The following is a 14,192-nucleotide window of genomic DNA, read 5'->3' on the forward strand; positions in this document are numbered from 1 at the left end:
CATGGGCCGCCCCGAGGTTCTGTTTCCCCTGTTCGCGGGGTTGGAAACCCTGAACGGCATCGGCCCCAAAACGGCCGAAGCCATGGGAAACCTCGGCCTGACACGGCCTCGGGACCTCTTGTTCCATTTACCATACAGCGGGGTCAGCCGCGCCCGTCGCGACACCGTGCAGGGCGCCACAACCGGCGAGGTTGTGACCGTCGCCGCCCGCGTCTTGCGCCACACAGCGCCCACGGGCCGCGGCCGCCCGTACCGCGTGATGGTAGAGGATGCTCAGGTCAGCTTCCCCTTGGTGTTTTTCCACGCCCGCGACCGCTATTTGCAGCAGATTTTACCGGTGGGCGAGGATCGCATCATCTCGGGCAAGGTCGAGTTTTTCGACGGTATTCCCCAGATCGCGCACCCCGATCATGTGGTCCCGATGGACGAGGAAAGCACCATTCCCGCCTTTGAGCCGACCTATGCCCTGACCGCGGGCGTGACCGCCAAGCAGGTGATCAAGGGCGTGGCGAGTGCCTTGGAGCACCTGCCGGAACTGCCCGAATGGATCGACAATTCTCTGATGAAGCAAAAGGGTTGGCCCGATTGGCGCATGGCCCTGCACACAGCCCATCACCCCCAAGACATGGGCGATCTGGCGGCCGAGGCGCCTGCGCGGACCCGCTTGGCCTATGACGAATTCTTTGCCCATCAGTTAACGCTGGCCTTGGCGCGGGCCTCGCGCCGCGAAAAGCCGGGCTTGCCCTCGGTGGCGACGGGGCGTTTGCAACGGCGGGTGCTGGCAGCGCTGCCATACCGGCCCACGGGCGCGCAGGATCGGGCGATCCGCGAAATCAGCGATGATCTGGCGCGGCCCGTGCGGATGAACCGCTTGCTGCAGGGCGATGTGGGTGCGGGCAAAACCTTGGTCGCGTTGATGGCGCTGTTGGTCGCGGTCGAGGCTGGCGGGCAGGGCGTGATGATGGCTCCGACTGAAATCCTCGCCCGTCAGCATATGGAGGGGCTGCAGCCTCTGGCCGAAAGCGCGGGCGTGGTGATCGAACTGCTGACCGGCCGTGACAAGGGCAAAGAACGGCAGGCCAAATTGGACGCCCTAGCGCAAGGCAAGATCCACATCTTGGTCGGCACCCACGCGGTCTTCCAAAAGGATGTGGAATTCCGCGACCTGCGCCTTGCGGTGATCGACGAGCAGCACCGCTTTGGCGTGGCGCAACGTCTCGAACTGGGGCGCAAAGGGCGCGCCGTCGACGTGCTGGTCATGACCGCCACGCCGATCCCGCGCAGTCTGGCGCTGGCGCAATTCGGGGATATGGATGTCTCGATCCTCGATGAAAAGCCGCCCGGACGCACGCCAGTGAAAACTGCCCTGATCTCGACCGAGCGGATGGCCGAAGTCACTGACCACCTGCGCCAAGCGATCGCGCAGGGGCGGCAGGCCTATTGGGTCTGCCCGCTGGTCGAGGAAAGCGAAGTCTCCGACCTGACCTCGGCGCAAGAGCGGTTCGAACGTCTGCGCGCGGCCCTTGGCGAAGGTGTGGTTGATCTGGTCCACGGCCAAATGCCCCCCGACCAGAAGGACAGCGCCATGTCGCGCTTCCAGTCCGGCGAAACCAAGGTGCTGGTCGCGACCACGGTGATCGAGGTTGGGGTCAACGTCCCGAACGCCTCGATCATGGTGATCGAACGGGCCGAGATTTTCGGGCTCGCGCAACTCCACCAGCTGCGTGGCCGTGTGGGGCGCGGGGCCGCAGCCTCGACCTGTTTGCTGATGTACCAAGCGCCACTGTCGGAAAGCGGCCAGCGCCGCCTGACGACCCTCCGCGACACCGAGGATGGCTTCCGCATCAGCGAGGTCGATCTGCAAATGCGCGGGGCAGGCGACCTGATCGGCACCGCCCAATCGGGTCTTCCGCGCTTCCGCGTTGCGGATATGGAGCGTCAGGCAGACCTGATGGCCACCGCCCAAACCGACGCCCGCGCACTGCTAACTACCGATCCGCACCTGACATCCGATCGCGGCAAGGCTGCCAGAACGCTACTTTGGCTGATGGAACAGGATCAAGCGATCCGTTTGATTTCAGTGGGTTAACCGCAGGTCTCCCCACTTCGTTCTCAAATGTTCACATTTGTTCTCAAAAAGTTCTTTACCGAATCATTAATCCGTGAGAACAAAAGAGCAACAGAAACATTGAGCGAACGGAGAAGACACAATGGCCCGCCAGATCAAACTGACTTTCATCCGCAGCCGCGACACTTTTATCCCCGATATGATCGGCGCGACCTCTTTGATGGTCATGCTGGTCGGTGCCCTCCACGCGCCCATGTTCTTCTGAGCCGCACGACCCAATCCCACGGTTCTCTGCCGACCGGACCTGTCGCCTGTCCCAATCCGCGACTGACTGCCCGTCTTGTTCCGCCAGCGCCTACTGGCCGAACCTTGGTCCGGTACGAACCGTCCTCTCCGCCGCCATCCTTGCCGGGATGCGCGGCGGTTTTTTTATCCGCGGCAGGGCAGCAGCAGTCCTGTGCTTCTTCTTGGTAAAAATACTCTCGGGGGTGAATTGGTGCCCAAGCACCAAGAGGGGGCAGAAAGCCCCCTTTGCCCGTTCACCAATGTCCGGAACGTTAAACGGTCTGCGCGGCCTCGGCCTGCGCAACGGCTTCGCTCAGGGCGTCCAAGGTCAGCATGATCGAGGCATGGCGGTTCTTGTATTCCCGCGCGGGCAGCAGCGCCTCGAGCCCGTCGAAGGGTGCGGAGGGCGCATCCCCTCCGTCCCGCAGCATGGATTTCAATTCGTCGCGGGCTTTCTCGATTTCCTCGCGGGTGCGGCCGATCGCGGCGGCGCCGACCACACTGGCCGAAGCCTGACCCAAAGCGCAGGCCTTGACGTCCGCCGCATAGCGGCTGACGCGGCCATCGGTCACGTCCACATCCACGGTCACGGTCGATCCGCACAGGGGCGAGCGTTTCTTGGCCGTCGCCTGAGGCGTGTCGAGCCGGCCTGTATGGGGAATCTCGGCGGCCAGCGCGAGGATGCGCTGGGAATAGAGCTTCATCAGGTCGTTCTCGTTCGACATGGGGCCTCACGGGGTTTCTCTTGGGGTCCGTTCAGAATAGATAGGCTGCGACAGACCGAAGAAAAAGGGTTTTCCGTTATGACTGCACAGGCCTTTGATCCCGCCAGCCTGAAATACGACGACAAAGGGCTGATCCCCGCCATCGCGCAGGACGCCGAAAGCGGTGAAGTGTTGATGATGGCCTGGATGAACGTCGAGTCCGTGGCGCGGACTTTGGAGACCGGCAAGGTGACGTATTGGTCGCGGTCCCGTCAGGCATTCTGGGTCAAGGGCGAGACCAGCGGGCATCTGCAAACCTTGGTCGATTTCCGGTATGACTGTGATCAGGATTGCATTCTGGTCATGGTGCGTCAGGAAGGGCCGGCGTGTCACACCAATCGTCGGAGTTGCTTTTACACCGCTGTGCGCGAGGGTGAGACTGTCGAGCTGATGGGGCCGATGGCGTAAAGGGGGCGCTGCCCCCATCCGCTTTGCGGATTCCCCCGGAGTATTTTTACAAAGGTGAAAGCAGGGGCGTGTCGATGAGGTCGGCGATGTCTTGCGAGGTTTTGCCCTCGGCGCGGTAGAGGGCGATGGCGCGGGCGTCGTCGCGTTTTGCCAGACGTTTGCCTTGGGCGTCACGGATCAGGTCGTGGTGGTGGTAGGTCGGGACGGGTTTGTTCAAGAGGGCCTGCAGGATCACGTGGATCTGGGTGGCCTCGAACAGGTCAGCGCCGCGGCTGACGTGGGTGATCTGTTGGTCCGCGTCGTCGATGACCACCGACATGTGATAGGACGTGCCCATGTCGCGGCGGGCGAGGACGATGTCGCCGAGAGTTTCGTGGGCTTTGGTCAGTTCGATGGTGTGGGTGCCGGTGTGGACGGGGCCGATTTCGGTGAAGGTCAGTGTGGGTTTGCCGATGGCGGCGACCGCTTTGGCCATGTCGAGGCGGAGGGTTTCGCCGCCCGGCATGTGGGCCGGTTTCGGTTTGGCGCGGCAGGTGCCCGGATAGATCAGGCCGTCGGGACCGTGGGTCGGGACGCCCTCTTGGGGGGCGGACATGGCGGCTTCGATATCGCGGCGCTTGCAGGTGCAGGGATAGAGCAGGTCCATGTCCCACAGGGTTTGCAGGGCGGCGCGGTAGGCGGGCATGCGGTCTGACTGGCGCATGACAGGCGTGGGCCATGTGAGGCCGAGCCATGTCAGGTCGTCGTAAATCTGCGCCTCCCATTCGGGGCGTGCGCGGGATTGGTCGATGTCTTCGATCCGCAGCAGGAACTCACCGCCAAGCGTTCGGGCGAGATGCGCCGCCGTCAGGGCCGAGAAGGCGTGCCCCAGATGCAGGGGCCCCGTGGGCGACGGCGCAAATCGTGTTCGCATTAGATTTGGCTGGTAAGCCATTGTTGCCACATCTCTTTGGCGCGGTCAGTGTAGCCTTTGTAGCGGATTTTGCGGCCCTTGCGGCCCCCGCGCACGTCTTCGAGCGGCTGGAAAAGGCCGAAGTTCACGTTCATCGGCTGGAAGGTTTTTGCGTCCGCGCCACCGGTGATGTGGTTCACGAGGCTGCCCATAGCGGTTTCCAGCGGCACCTCGGGGATGTCCTGACCAAGGATCTCGGCGGCGGCGAAACGGCCGGCCAGCAGGCCCATGGCCGCGGATTCAACATAGCCTTCGACGCCGGTGATCTGGCCTGCGAAGCGCACATTGGGGCGCGACTTCATCCGCAGGCGGCTGTCCAGCAGCGTGGGCGAGTTGATAAAGGTGTTCCGGTGGATGCCGCCAAGGCGGGCAAAGCTGGCGTTTTCCAGACCGGGGATCATGCGGAAGACCTCGGTCTGTGCGCCGTATTTCATCTTGGTCTGGAAGCCGACGATGTTGAACAGCGTGCCAAGGGCATTGTCGCGGCGCAGCTGGACAACGGCATAGGCTTTGTCTTCGGGATTGTGGGGGTTGGTCAGGCCGACGGGCTTCATGGGGCCGTGGCGCAGGGTCTCGCGGCCGCGTTCGGCCATGACCTCAATCGGCAGGCAGCCGTCGAAGTAACCGGCGGTTTCGCCCTCGTGGAATTCGGTTTTGTCGGCGGCCAGAAGGGCGTCGATAAAGGCCTCGTACTGCTCTTTGGTCATGGGGCAGTTGAGGTAGGCGGTGCGCTCTTCTTCGGTCTCGCCTTTGTCATAGCGGGACTGCATCCACGCTTGGGACATGTCAATGCTGTCCGCATAGACGATGGGCGCGATGGCGTCGAAGAAGGCCAGATGGTCTTGGCCCGTGGCGGCTTGGATCGACTGACCCAGCGCGGTGCTGGTCAGGGGGCCGGTGGCGATGATCCAGTCGCCGTCCGTGGGCAGCTCGGTGATCTCTTCTTCGGAGACGCTGACATTAGGCAGGGCGCGCAGGGTTTGCGTGACCGCCTCGGCAAAGGGATCGCGGTCCACGGCCAGTGCGCCACCCGCGGGAATACGGTGTTTGTCGGCGGTGGTCATGATGATCCCGTTCGCCGCGCGCATCTCCCAGTGCAGGAGGCCCACGGCGTTCTGCTCGCTATCGTCCGAACGGAACGAGTTCGAGCACACCATCTCGGCCAGATTGCCGGTCTGGTGGGCAAAGGTTCCAACCTTGGGGCGCATCTCGTGGATGACCACGTCAACGCCCATGTTCGCGGCCTGCCAGGCGGCCTCGGAGCCGGCCATACCGCCGCCGATGATATGCAATGTCTTGTCCATGGGGCGCGATCTAGGGCTTTCGGGGGCATTTGGAAAGAGGAAAGGCATAACGGGGAATTGCCGGTACGTCATATTTCGCGGGGCTTGTCGTTTGCGGCGGGCCGGTCATTGTGAGGGGACAGAAACGGGGAGGGTTTCATGGAACTGAAGATGGATGTCGCCGAGCTCGAGGCCTTTTTGGCGCGGGATTTCCCGCAGGTGGGCGACATGTTCTCTATACTAGAGGTCGGCGCGGGCACGCTGAAGGTGCGCCTGAACGTGCGGGAAGAGCATTTGCGGCCCGGTGGGACTGTGTCGGGACCGACGATGTTCGCGCTGGCCGACGTGGGGATCTATCTGGCGGTGCTGGCGGTGATCGGGCCGGTGGGGCTGGCGGTGACCACGAATTGTTCCATTGATTTTATGCGCAAGCCGGTGGCCGGTGTGGACCTGATCGCCGAGTGCCGCATTCTGAAGCTGGGGCGTGTGCTGGCTGTGGGCGATGTTCTGATCTATTCCGAGGGGGATGCGCGGCCTGTGGCGCGGGCGAGCATGACCTATTCCATTCCGCCGAGTGGCTGAGGGCGGGATTTGAGTATTTGGGGCAAAAAGAAGCCCAACGGCCGTGAGAAATATGGGGTATTATAGTACCTATTTTTTAAGTTGCTGATTTTGAATGGTTTTAATGGGTTTCGTGCGCTTGACTGGGGTTTAAAGGGCTGTATAAGACGCCAATCCGAATTCGGGTGGGGCCTTGGCCTTTCCGGGCTCGACCTTGATTAATGAAACCCAGGATATCCTGACCATGAAAACCTTCTCTGCAAAGCCTGCAGACATCGAGAAGAAGTGGATCCTGATCGACGCAGAGGGCGTCGTTCTGGGCCGTCTTGCATCGATCGTTGCAATGCGTCTGCGCGGCAAGCACAAGCCGTCTTTTACCCCCCACATGGATTGTGGTGACAACGTCATCATCATCAACGCTGAGAAAATCCAGATGACCGGCAAGAAGCGCGAAGAGCGTTTCTACTGGCACACTGGCCACCCCGGCGGCATCAAATCGCGCACCAAACAGGAAATCCTGGAAGGCGCATACCCCGAGCGCGTCGTCGAGAAAGCTGTTCAGCGTATGCTGCCCGGCAACCGTCTGTCGCGCAAGCTGATGACCAACCTGCGCGTTTACGCGGGTAACGAACATCCCCACGAAGCTCAGGCACCCGAAGTCATCGACGTTAAGGTTCTGAACGCGAAGAACACGAGGGTTTCGAAATAATGGCCGATCAAGTCAACTCGCTCGAAGAGCTCGGCGCTGTCGCAGGCGGCAACGTTGCAATCGAGATCGACGCACCCCGTGAGCCCGTCCGTGACGAGCTGGGTCGTTCGTATGCCACCGGCAAGCGTAAAGACGCTGTTGCTCGCGTTTGGATCAAGCCCGGTTCGGGTAAGGTCACCGTTAACGGTCGTGAGCTGAACGTTTACTTCGCACGTCCCGTTCTGCAGATGATCCTGCGCCAGCCCTTCGAGGTTGCCGGCGTTGAGGACCAGTTCGACGTCTACGCCACCGTTAAAGGCGGCGGTCTGTCGGGCCAGGCCGGTGCAGTCAAGCACGGCATCTCCAAAGCTCTGCAGCTGTACGATCCCTCGCTGCGTGGCGCTCTGAAAGCCGCTGGCTTCCTGACCCGCGACAGCCGCGTTGTTGAACGTAAGAAGTTCGGCCGTCGTAAGGCACGTCGTAGCTTCCAGTTCTCGAAGCGCTAATCGTTTCGGACACAGAATTCGGGAAGGGGCCGCCGTTTGGTGGCCCTTTTTCGTTGCGGGTGGGGACCGTTTCAACCTGAGAGTGTGGAATTGCGCCCATGATATTTTGCAAATGTAACTGCAGATATCGCAACGCTTGGCGGACATTTTTCGCGGCGTGTGCCGGAAATGAAAAAGGTGCCCTCTGGCAGACGAGAGCACCTTGATAGCATCTGTGTGCGGGCCGTAATTGCCCCACAGGCGTGTCACACTGGAATTAGTGTGTTGCACCCAGGCGGTACAGGCCGGTCTTGCGCTGGGGCGCGTGCTGGATAAAGCCTTGATCCAACAGACGTTTCAGCGTGCGGTGGTAGGTTGCGTGCTTCATGGCGCGCACGGTGTTGTGCGAACGCAGTGCTTCGGAATGAACGTCAGCCTCTTCTTTAGACTCAGCGATCATGTGGAAGGCATACAGGATGTCCTTCTCGTTCTGGGACATATCGTCCAGACCCATGTCCTGTTCCAGTTGGAAAAGAAGCTCACGCATGGCAGCAAGTTGCCGGTAACCACTATGCATCGGAATACCCTTGGACTGTAAAACAAGTAAGAATTGATGTATCCTGACTGTAGGGGATGCAATCTGGACGTGTCCAGCCACATTTTCGCCACATTGCGACCACAGTTGCCCGATTTGGGGCGAATTGTTGCCTTAAATGTAAGCCTAAATTACGCATCGTGTTTCTGGAATTTGTGGATAACCCCGCCCACCGTTTCGCGTTCTGCAGGCAGTGAACATCGCCAGCCCTTAGTTATTGGGCTGTGTTGCGCATATGGAAACGATGTGGGTAACTAGTTGCCCTTGGGGATAAAGGCTCAGCTTGAAAGTTTAAAATATCGTTAACGGAGTTTTGGTAAGTCCGGATTTCGAATATTTTTTTGAGATATTTTTTGGGCATTGGCTTACAGATCGGCAATCTGGGCCAAATTCCGACCAAAAATCAGTCGTTGTCGATCAGACCCAGCCCACGAAGGTAGATTCCGATTCCCGCTTCGAGAAGATCTTCGGGAGAATAAGGCGACCGTGCGCCGGGGGTGCCGCGGGCGAACAACTCGACCACCCCGTGGCTCATGGCCCAGATGTGGGCCGAGAACATGCTGGCAGGGGGGCGGCGGTCTGCGGGGATACGCTCGCTCAGTTTGGCAGCGGCCATTTCCAGAATGCGGCTGGAGCGGCTGGCAGCCTCGGCCAGCTCTGGCGTGCGGTTCACCGAGATGCCGGATTCAAACATCGCCACGTAATGCCCCGGATGGCGCTGTGCGAAGGCCAGATAGGCGCGACCCGTAGCTTCGAAAGCTGCAAGCGCGCTGGGGCGGCCTTCGTTATATGCAAACTCCATCACGTCCGCGAAAATGATATAGCCTTGGCGCGCAGCCTCGGCGATCAGGTCCTCGCGGCCTTCGAAGTGGCGGTAGACGGCGGCAGGGGTTACACCCGCCAGCTTGGCCGCCTCGGACAGGGTAAAGCCCGTGGGGCCTTTGTCGCGCACCAGTTCGAGAGCGGCGTCGACCAAGGCCTGCCGCAGGTTGCCGTGATGGTATCCGCGTTTAGACATGCCAGATGCCCGGATCACCGACGATCTGCGGATCGGGCGTGGAAATCACGTCGGCGTCCTTGTTCGTGTAGTCCAGACCCGAGAGGATCAGGCGGATCACTTCGATACGGGCGCGGCGTTTGTCATCGCTGCGGACCACGTTCCAAGGGCTGACCTTGGCGTGGCTGCGTAGCAGGGTTTCCTGAATGGCCTCGGAATAGGCGTCCCAACGCTTCAGTCCCTCGACGTCGATCCAACTGAGTTTCCACTGTTTCAGCGGATCCTGTTCGCGGTCCAGAAAGCGGCGCAACTGTTCGGCGCGGCCCACGTTCAACCAGACCTTGATCAGGTGGATGCCTTCGTCGACGAGCATTTCCTCGAACGGCAGGACCTGACGGAAGAAATGTTCGCGCTGTTGGGTGGTGCAGAAGTCAAAGACCTTTTCCACGACGCCGCGGTTGTACCAGCTGCGGTCGAACAAAACGATCTCGCCCCCAGCGGGCAGTTCGTTGATGTAGCGTTGGAAGTACCACTGGCTTGCCTCGGTCTCGGTCGGTTTGGACAGGGCGACCACGCGGCAGCCGCGCGGGTTCAGGTTTTCGTGGATGCGCTTGATGGTGCCGCCTTTGCCCGCGGCATCGCGTCCCTCAAAGACGATGGCGACACGGGCGCCGGTTTCCTTGACCCAGTGCTGCAGCTTGACCAGCTCGACCTGAAGCGCGTGGAGCGTTTCCTCATAGGTCTCTTTGTCCAGCTCGGTGGCATAGGGGTAGTCGTCGATGATGTCCTTTTTTCCGGCCTTCTTGATGGCCTCGCGGATTTGGGCCGCGGCGTCGGATTTGAAAAACTCTGAAATGGCACCGTCAAAGGGCAGGGACATCGGAATACCTCTTTTTCCACCTTTATGGGCGGTTAGGGCGCGGGGTGCAATCCGGCGCGGGCGGCGGCACGGTCGATTGCCGCGACGACCACGGGGGCCGAAGTGTGATGAGGCATGTGGCCGATGCCCGGCAGAACGGTCAGGTGCGCATTTGGGATCTGCTGGGACAAGGGGATCGCGTGGATGTGGATCGGGACCGTGTCATCGGCGTCGCCATGGATGATCTCGACCGGCATGGATAGGGTCGGGTAGCGGGTGACCATCTGCGCCAGCTGCGGCTTGAGCGTGGTCAGCTGGCGGGCATTGGCGCGCAGGGTGTCGGGGCGCAGGGCCAGCCCGCCCCCCAGATAATCCGCGTAACCTTCGGGCGCGGATTGCGGGCGGAATACGCCATCCACCATTGTTTTCAACAGCTTCTGAGGCATCAGCGCAGACACCAGCGGCACCGCCACCCGCCCTCCAAGGCTCGAAGACGGGATAGTATAGCTGGGGCCAAGCCCACCGGGCCAAGGGTTCGACGCGCCGGACACCACGATCAGACCGCCGGTTTCCTCTGGCCGTTCCAGCGCCCAAGCCAAGGCCACCGATCCACCAAAGCTGTGACCCAGCACGATCGGGCGCTGCACTCCCAGCTTGTCGGCGGCCAGTTGCAGCATTTGCGCCTGTTCCTGAACGGTTTCGGCGCCATTGTCGGGGATGGTGTTGTAACGGGGATCGGCGCGGTCGGTATAGCCCATCGCGGGCCGGTCGAACGCAATTACGCGGTAGCGGTCGGTCAACCGCCCTGCCAGATCAAAGGTCATGTCCCGCAGGTTGCCACTGGCCCCGTGGATCAGCACCACATCGGGGCCGGCCCCTTGGACCCAGGCGTGTACGCGCCGCCCGTCGTCCAAGGTGATGAACTCGCCGATGGGCGGAGTGCGGGTTTCGCTGCGCAGCTCACGGCTTTCGGCGCGCCGCTCGACAGCGACGCAGCCGGTGATGGTGGCGATCCCGACGACGGCTAAAGTGTTAAAGGCCAATTTTCTCCAACTCATACGGCGTGGTCTGGTAAATCTCGTTTATCCAGTTGCCATATAGAAGGTGCGCGTGGCTTCTCCAGCGGTTCAGAGGCGTTTTCGCGGGATTGTCATCAGGGTAGTAGTTTTCCGGCACGTTGATCGGCTTACCGGCCGCAACGTCACGGTCATACTCTTCTTTCAGGGTGCCACTGTCGTACTCAAAGTGGTTGAACACATAGAGCGCGCGGTGGGCCAGATCCTCGACCAGACAGGGGCCGGACTTGTCGCTAGAGATCAGCGTGCGCAGCTTGTCATTCCCGTCCATGTCGGACTGGCGGATTTCGGTCCAGCGGCTGACCGGCACCAGAACATCGTCCGAGAACCCGCGCAGGTAATGCGAGGCCGGCGCCAGATTGCGGTGGCGGAAACAGCCAAAGGACTTGGCATCCAGCAGGTACTTGGGCACCCCGTGGAAGTAGTTGATCATCGCCATCCCGCCCCAGCACACGCCGAACGTGGAATGCACATGGCTCTGGGTCCAGTCGAAAACCTCACACAGCTCGGGCCAATAGGTCACGTCCTCGAACTCAAGATGTTCGATGGGCGCGCCGGTGATGATCAGGCCGTCAAACTTCTCGCCGCTTTCTTTCACTTCGGAGAAGGGGCGATAGAAGCTTTCCATGTGCTCGGCAGCGGTGTTCTTGGTCTGATGCTCGCTCATGCGGATGAGCGTGAATTCGATCTGCAGAGGGGTCGCGCCGATCAGGCGGGCGAACTGGTTCTCTGTCTGGATCTTCTTTGGCATCAGGTTCAGAAGCGCGATTTTGATCGGGCGGATGTCCTGACGGGCTGCCTGATCTTCGGCCATGACCATAACACCCTCACGAGAGAGGACGTCATAGGCAGGCAGATCAGAAGGCAGCTTGATAGGCATTGGATGTTTTCCGCTTTATTGGATGAGTATCCTAGATAGTCTTTAGTAACGGCAGTCTCAAGCCTGTCTTTGAATAGCTTTTGCGATCAATGCGTCGAAATCTGCGGGGGTTTTGACCTGCATGACTTCTTCGGCCTTGATGGTGACGCCCCATTTGGCCATCGCCGCATAGCGCGGCTGGCGGTGGGCCAAGGCCTGCGCATAGGTCCAGCGCACAAAGGCATCGGGGTTCACCTGCTCGGGTGTCTGGTTGTTGATCTCCAGATACTCGGCCCATTTGGCGGTCAGAAACTCGGGCATATAGTACATGGGCTTGGGCGCGCGGTCGAACCGGCGGCAAAGTTCCGCGGTGTGGGCGTCGCTGCCCTCGATCCAGATCAGCAGGGTTTCTTCGGACAGGGCCTTCATCACCGGATCGTTGGGGTCATTGGGATCGACCACTTCGCAGATCGACCCGCCGCTGTCACAGATAAAGTTTTCATAGCCATACAGGCCTTTGGCCCGCTGGCTGAAATAGGTGGTATCCAGTAGCGCCGCGATTTCGGCGGTGCGGTGCTGGTCCTGACGGCGGCGGTATTCGGCAAAGGGCAGGCCGCCCTGATCCGCATTACCCGGTTTGCCCAAGTAGGTGGACAGCGGCGCCAGATTTTCAAAGGTGATGTTCGAGCCGATATAGATCGAGTCCGACATCAACAGCTCGCGCAGCATCGGGTGCTGCATGGCGATCCGCTTATAGTCGTCGGTGATGAACTCGCCCATGTAGCGGGTCCCGATCCGGTAATCGATCGAGTAGTGGAACCAGCCGGACTCGTGCCGCAGCATATTGGCCAGAAAGGTTTTTCCCAGACCGGACATGCCGAACAGGGTGATACGTTTCGACTGGGCATTCAGCCAGCTATCGGCGGTGGGGTACAGCATGGGGCGGCTCGGTTGGTGTTTGTTCCGCACGGTGTTATCGCCCCGACCTTGCGGGGTCAAATGGGCCGTACGCATGGGCGCAAAAAGAAACGCCCCGCATGTGCTGCGAGGCGTTCCCGAGGTAAATCCGGAGGGCCGGATCAGAAGTTATAGGACAGCTTGATGCCTGCGCCGACGACGGTGTTGCCGTCAAAGTTGGCGCGGACTGCGTCGCGGGCATAGCCCTTGGCGTCGCCGACCTTGCGCCAGGTTGCGCCGCCAGACAGTTCGAAGCCGTTGTCAAAGGTGTACGCGCCACCCAGCGAGATGCCGGTGTACCCGTTGGTCGGAGCCAGCGGCGAAACCTCGTCGTCACCTGCGCGCTCGTGCGAGATCGACGCCATAACCGCGAGGTTCGGCGAATAGCGGTGACCGACGCCCAGAGTATAGGTGTAGGTGTCCTCGAGGCTGACCAGTTCGCTGCCCAGCAGGTCCGCGTAAACGCCGAACGCCGAATGCTCGACCCAGCGGACCGAACCAAAGACCAGAGTGCCCGGTGCCACGCCCGACTGGAAATCCAGGTTCCACGATTTGGGGATCTTAACGTCCAGAGTGCCATCCTGAGTGATGGTGCTAGAGGCCACAACGCCCACGCCGGGGACAACCACATCAACGGGCAGGCTCTCGCTCACGTCCATTTTGTGGTTGATTTCGGTGTTAAAGGTCAGGGCAACGCGCAGGGCGATATCCGGAATTTCATAGGCCGCGCCGACGGTATAGCCGGTTGCAACATTTTCGCTCAGCTCGATGTTATAGCCCGACGCGCCAGCAGAAACGACGGTGCTGCCCAGAGCGGGCGGCAGAACCTGAAGAGTGCCGCCATAGGTGGTGCCGTCCAGAGTGATCTCGCCCGAAGCAGTTTGACGGCGCAGTCCGCCGAACACGCTGGCGTTTTCGTTGATCTGGTATTTCAGCAGGAAGGACTGCGATTTGACGTCCGCAAATGCTTTGGTGCCGCCAAGTTCAGTGGTGGTCGAGCTGCCGCCGTATTCGATATCCGCCCCGAAAGGGCTGTCCATAATCATACCGAACGACAATTTATCGTTCAGGTCGATTTTGGCGCGGAATTCTTTCTGGCTGAAGTCATTCGCGACGTTGTCGTATTTGTAGCCGGTGGTCTCGCCCTTGCCGCTGACGCTTGGACGGATTTCGCCGAAGCCGAATTCGACGTAATTGCCCTTTTTGTACAGGACGGACGTGCTCTGGTTGGAACGCTCGATCCCGCCTGCGGCAACGGAGGTGCCCAGAACGGCGATAGCTGCGCTACCGAGTAGTAGTGTCTTCATGGATCCTCATCCCTGTTTTACCTTCTCCCCAAGGTAGCCCTCAGCCTA

Annotated in this window: 16 protein-coding genes; 6 read left to right on the forward strand and 10 right to left on the reverse strand. The window is 60.7% G+C overall.

Features of this window, described 5'->3' with window-relative positions; translation table 11 throughout:
• The first annotated feature begins 1 nt into the window (after position 1).
• Both recG and HJ536_RS21080 read left to right on the forward strand, forming a co-directional pair.
• Positions 2–2,089, forward strand: coding sequence for an ATP-dependent DNA helicase RecG (recG, locus tag HJ536_RS05815; protein ID WP_177157005.1), 2,088 nt, complete (start codon positions 2–4; stop codon positions 2,087–2,089).
• A 121-nt stretch (positions 2,090–2,210) separates the two neighbouring features.
• Complete coding sequence (locus HJ536_RS21080; RefSeq protein WP_265575594.1) at positions 2,211–2,333, forward strand: hypothetical protein; 123 nt, start codon at positions 2,211–2,213, stop codon at positions 2,331–2,333.
• A gap of 292 nt (positions 2,334–2,625) precedes the next feature.
• Here HJ536_RS21080 and HJ536_RS05820 read toward each other — a convergent pair whose 3' ends face one another.
• Positions 2,626–3,078, reverse strand: a complete 453-nt coding sequence (locus HJ536_RS05820) for an iron-sulfur cluster assembly scaffold protein (protein ID WP_177157006.1) — start codon at positions 3,076–3,078, stop codon at positions 2,626–2,628.
• 78 nt (positions 3,079–3,156) lie between these two features.
• Between HJ536_RS05820 and hisI the strand changes: the two genes are divergently transcribed.
• The gene (gene hisI / locus HJ536_RS05825; RefSeq protein ID WP_177157007.1) at positions 3,157–3,525 is read left to right on the forward strand and encodes a phosphoribosyl-AMP cyclohydrolase; all 369 of its coding nucleotides are present in this window, start codon (positions 3,157–3,159) and stop codon (positions 3,523–3,525) included.
• 46 nt (positions 3,526–3,571) lie between these two features.
• Here the strand turns inward: hisI and gluQRS are convergent, their stop codons facing one another.
• A complete protein-coding gene (gluQRS, locus tag HJ536_RS05830) occupies positions 3,572–4,438 on the reverse strand; it encodes a tRNA glutamyl-Q(34) synthetase GluQRS (protein WP_177157008.1) in 867 nt (288 codons plus the stop codon).
• Complete coding sequence (gene trmFO, locus HJ536_RS05835) at positions 4,438–5,781, reverse strand: methylenetetrahydrofolate--tRNA-(uracil(54)-C(5))-methyltransferase (FADH(2)-oxidizing) TrmFO (RefSeq protein WP_177157009.1); 1,344 nt, start codon at positions 5,779–5,781, stop codon at positions 4,438–4,440. The genes gluQRS and trmFO overlap by 1 nt, the downstream gene beginning before the upstream one ends.
• 138 nt (positions 5,782–5,919) lie before the next feature.
• Between trmFO and HJ536_RS05840 the strand changes: the two genes are divergently transcribed.
• The 3 genes from HJ536_RS05840 to rpsI all read left to right on the forward strand — a co-directional run bounded on the left by HJ536_RS05840 (position 5,920) and on the right by rpsI (position 7,515).
• Positions 5,920–6,342, forward strand: coding sequence for a PaaI family thioesterase (locus tag HJ536_RS05840; RefSeq protein WP_177157010.1), 423 nt, complete (start codon positions 5,920–5,922; stop codon positions 6,340–6,342).
• Between the two features lie 223 nt (positions 6,343–6,565).
• Positions 6,566–7,030: a 50S ribosomal protein L13 gene (gene rplM / locus HJ536_RS05845; protein ID WP_176854229.1), complete on the forward strand. Its 465-nt coding sequence runs from the start codon at positions 6,566–6,568 to the stop codon at positions 7,028–7,030.
• Complete coding sequence (gene rpsI, locus HJ536_RS05850) at positions 7,030–7,515, forward strand: 30S ribosomal protein S9 (RefSeq protein WP_176854230.1); 486 nt, start codon at positions 7,030–7,032, stop codon at positions 7,513–7,515. The genes rplM and rpsI overlap by 1 nt, the downstream gene beginning before the upstream one ends.
• Positions 7,516–7,771: 256 nt before the next feature.
• Here rpsI and HJ536_RS05855 read toward each other — a convergent pair whose 3' ends face one another.
• The 7 genes from HJ536_RS05855 to HJ536_RS05885 form a co-directional block, all read right to left on the reverse strand.
• A complete protein-coding gene (locus HJ536_RS05855) occupies positions 7,772–8,041 on the reverse strand; it encodes a MarR family transcriptional regulator (protein ID WP_228028435.1) in 270 nt (89 codons plus the stop codon).
• Between the two features lie 451 nt (positions 8,042–8,492).
• Complete coding sequence (locus HJ536_RS05860) at positions 8,493–9,107, reverse strand: TetR/AcrR family transcriptional regulator (protein ID WP_177157011.1); 615 nt, start codon at positions 9,105–9,107, stop codon at positions 8,493–8,495.
• Positions 9,100–9,966 carry a polyphosphate kinase 2 gene (ppk2, locus tag HJ536_RS05865; protein ID WP_177157012.1) on the reverse strand — a complete coding sequence of 289 codons (867 nt, stop codon included), beginning with the start codon at positions 9,964–9,966 and terminating at the stop codon, positions 9,100–9,102. Before ppk2 ends, HJ536_RS05860 begins: the two co-directional genes overlap by 8 nt.
• 32 nt (positions 9,967–9,998) lie before the next feature.
• Positions 9,999–11,003, reverse strand: coding sequence for an alpha/beta fold hydrolase (locus HJ536_RS05870; protein WP_177157013.1), 1,005 nt, complete (start codon positions 11,001–11,003; stop codon positions 9,999–10,001).
• A complete protein-coding gene (metA, locus tag HJ536_RS05875) occupies positions 10,978–11,901 on the reverse strand; it encodes a homoserine O-acetyltransferase MetA (RefSeq protein ID WP_176854234.1) in 924 nt (307 codons plus the stop codon). The genes HJ536_RS05870 and metA overlap by 26 nt, the downstream gene beginning before the upstream one ends.
• A 57-nt stretch (positions 11,902–11,958) precedes the next feature.
• On the reverse strand, positions 11,959–12,819 hold the full coding sequence (locus tag HJ536_RS05880) for an ATPase (protein ID WP_177157014.1): 861 nt from the start codon (positions 12,817–12,819) through the stop codon (positions 11,959–11,961).
• Between the two features lie 140 nt (positions 12,820–12,959).
• On the reverse strand, positions 12,960–14,144 hold the full coding sequence (locus HJ536_RS05885; protein ID WP_177157015.1) for an OmpP1/FadL family transporter: 1,185 nt from the start codon (positions 14,142–14,144) through the stop codon (positions 12,960–12,962).
• Between the last annotated feature and the right edge of the window lie 48 nt (positions 14,145–14,192).

Origin of the sequence: Donghicola mangrovi, assembly GCF_013377535.1 — a bacterium.
In the GTDB taxonomy this organism is placed as follows: domain Bacteria; phylum Pseudomonadota; class Alphaproteobacteria; order Rhodobacterales; family Rhodobacteraceae; genus Donghicola; species Donghicola mangrovi.

Bases quoted from the DNA above. Each gene is read 5' to 3' on its own strand.
- HJ536_RS05840 (WP_177157010.1), top strand. From the start codon at position 5,920: ATGGAACTGAAGATGGATGTCGCCGAGCTCGAGGCCTTTTTGGCGCGG.
- trmFO (WP_177157009.1), bottom strand. From the start codon at position 5,781: ATGGACAAGACATTGCATATCATCGGCGGCGGTATGGCCGGCTCCGAG.
- rplM (WP_176854229.1), top strand. From the start codon at position 6,566: ATGAAAACCTTCTCTGCAAAGCCTGCAGACATCGAGAAGAAGTGGATC.
- HJ536_RS05885 (WP_177157015.1), bottom strand. From the start codon at position 14,144: ATGAAGACACTACTACTCGGTAGCGCAGCTATCGCCGTTCTGGGCACC.
- rpsI (WP_176854230.1), top strand. From the start codon at position 7,030: ATGGCCGATCAAGTCAACTCGCTCGAAGAGCTCGGCGCTGTCGCAGGC.
- HJ536_RS05860 (WP_177157011.1), bottom strand. From the start codon at position 9,107: ATGTCTAAACGCGGATACCATCACGGCAACCTGCGGCAGGCCTTGGTC.
- gluQRS (WP_177157008.1), bottom strand. From the start codon at position 4,438: ATGCGAACACGATTTGCGCCGTCGCCCACGGGGCCCCTGCATCTGGGG.
- HJ536_RS05855 (WP_228028435.1), bottom strand. From the start codon at position 8,041: ATGCGTGAGCTTCTTTTCCAACTGGAACAGGACATGGGTCTGGACGAT.
- HJ536_RS05870 (WP_177157013.1), bottom strand. From the start codon at position 11,003: ATGAGTTGGAGAAAATTGGCCTTTAACACTTTAGCCGTCGTCGGGATC.
- HJ536_RS05880 (WP_177157014.1), bottom strand. From the start codon at position 12,819: ATGCTGTACCCCACCGCCGATAGCTGGCTGAATGCCCAGTCGAAACGT.
- ppk2 (WP_177157012.1), bottom strand. From the start codon at position 9,966: ATGTCCCTGCCCTTTGACGGTGCCATTTCAGAGTTTTTCAAATCCGAC.
- recG (WP_177157005.1), top strand. From the start codon at position 2: ATGGGCCGCCCCGAGGTTCTGTTTCCCCTGTTCGCGGGGTTGGAAACC.
- metA (WP_176854234.1), bottom strand. From the start codon at position 11,901: ATGCCTATCAAGCTGCCTTCTGATCTGCCTGCCTATGACGTCCTCTCT.
- hisI (WP_177157007.1), top strand. From the start codon at position 3,157: ATGACTGCACAGGCCTTTGATCCCGCCAGCCTGAAATACGACGACAAA.
- HJ536_RS05820 (WP_177157006.1), bottom strand. From the start codon at position 3,078: ATGTCGAACGAGAACGACCTGATGAAGCTCTATTCCCAGCGCATCCTC.
- HJ536_RS21080 (WP_265575594.1), top strand. From the start codon at position 2,211: ATGGCCCGCCAGATCAAACTGACTTTCATCCGCAGCCGCGACACTTTT.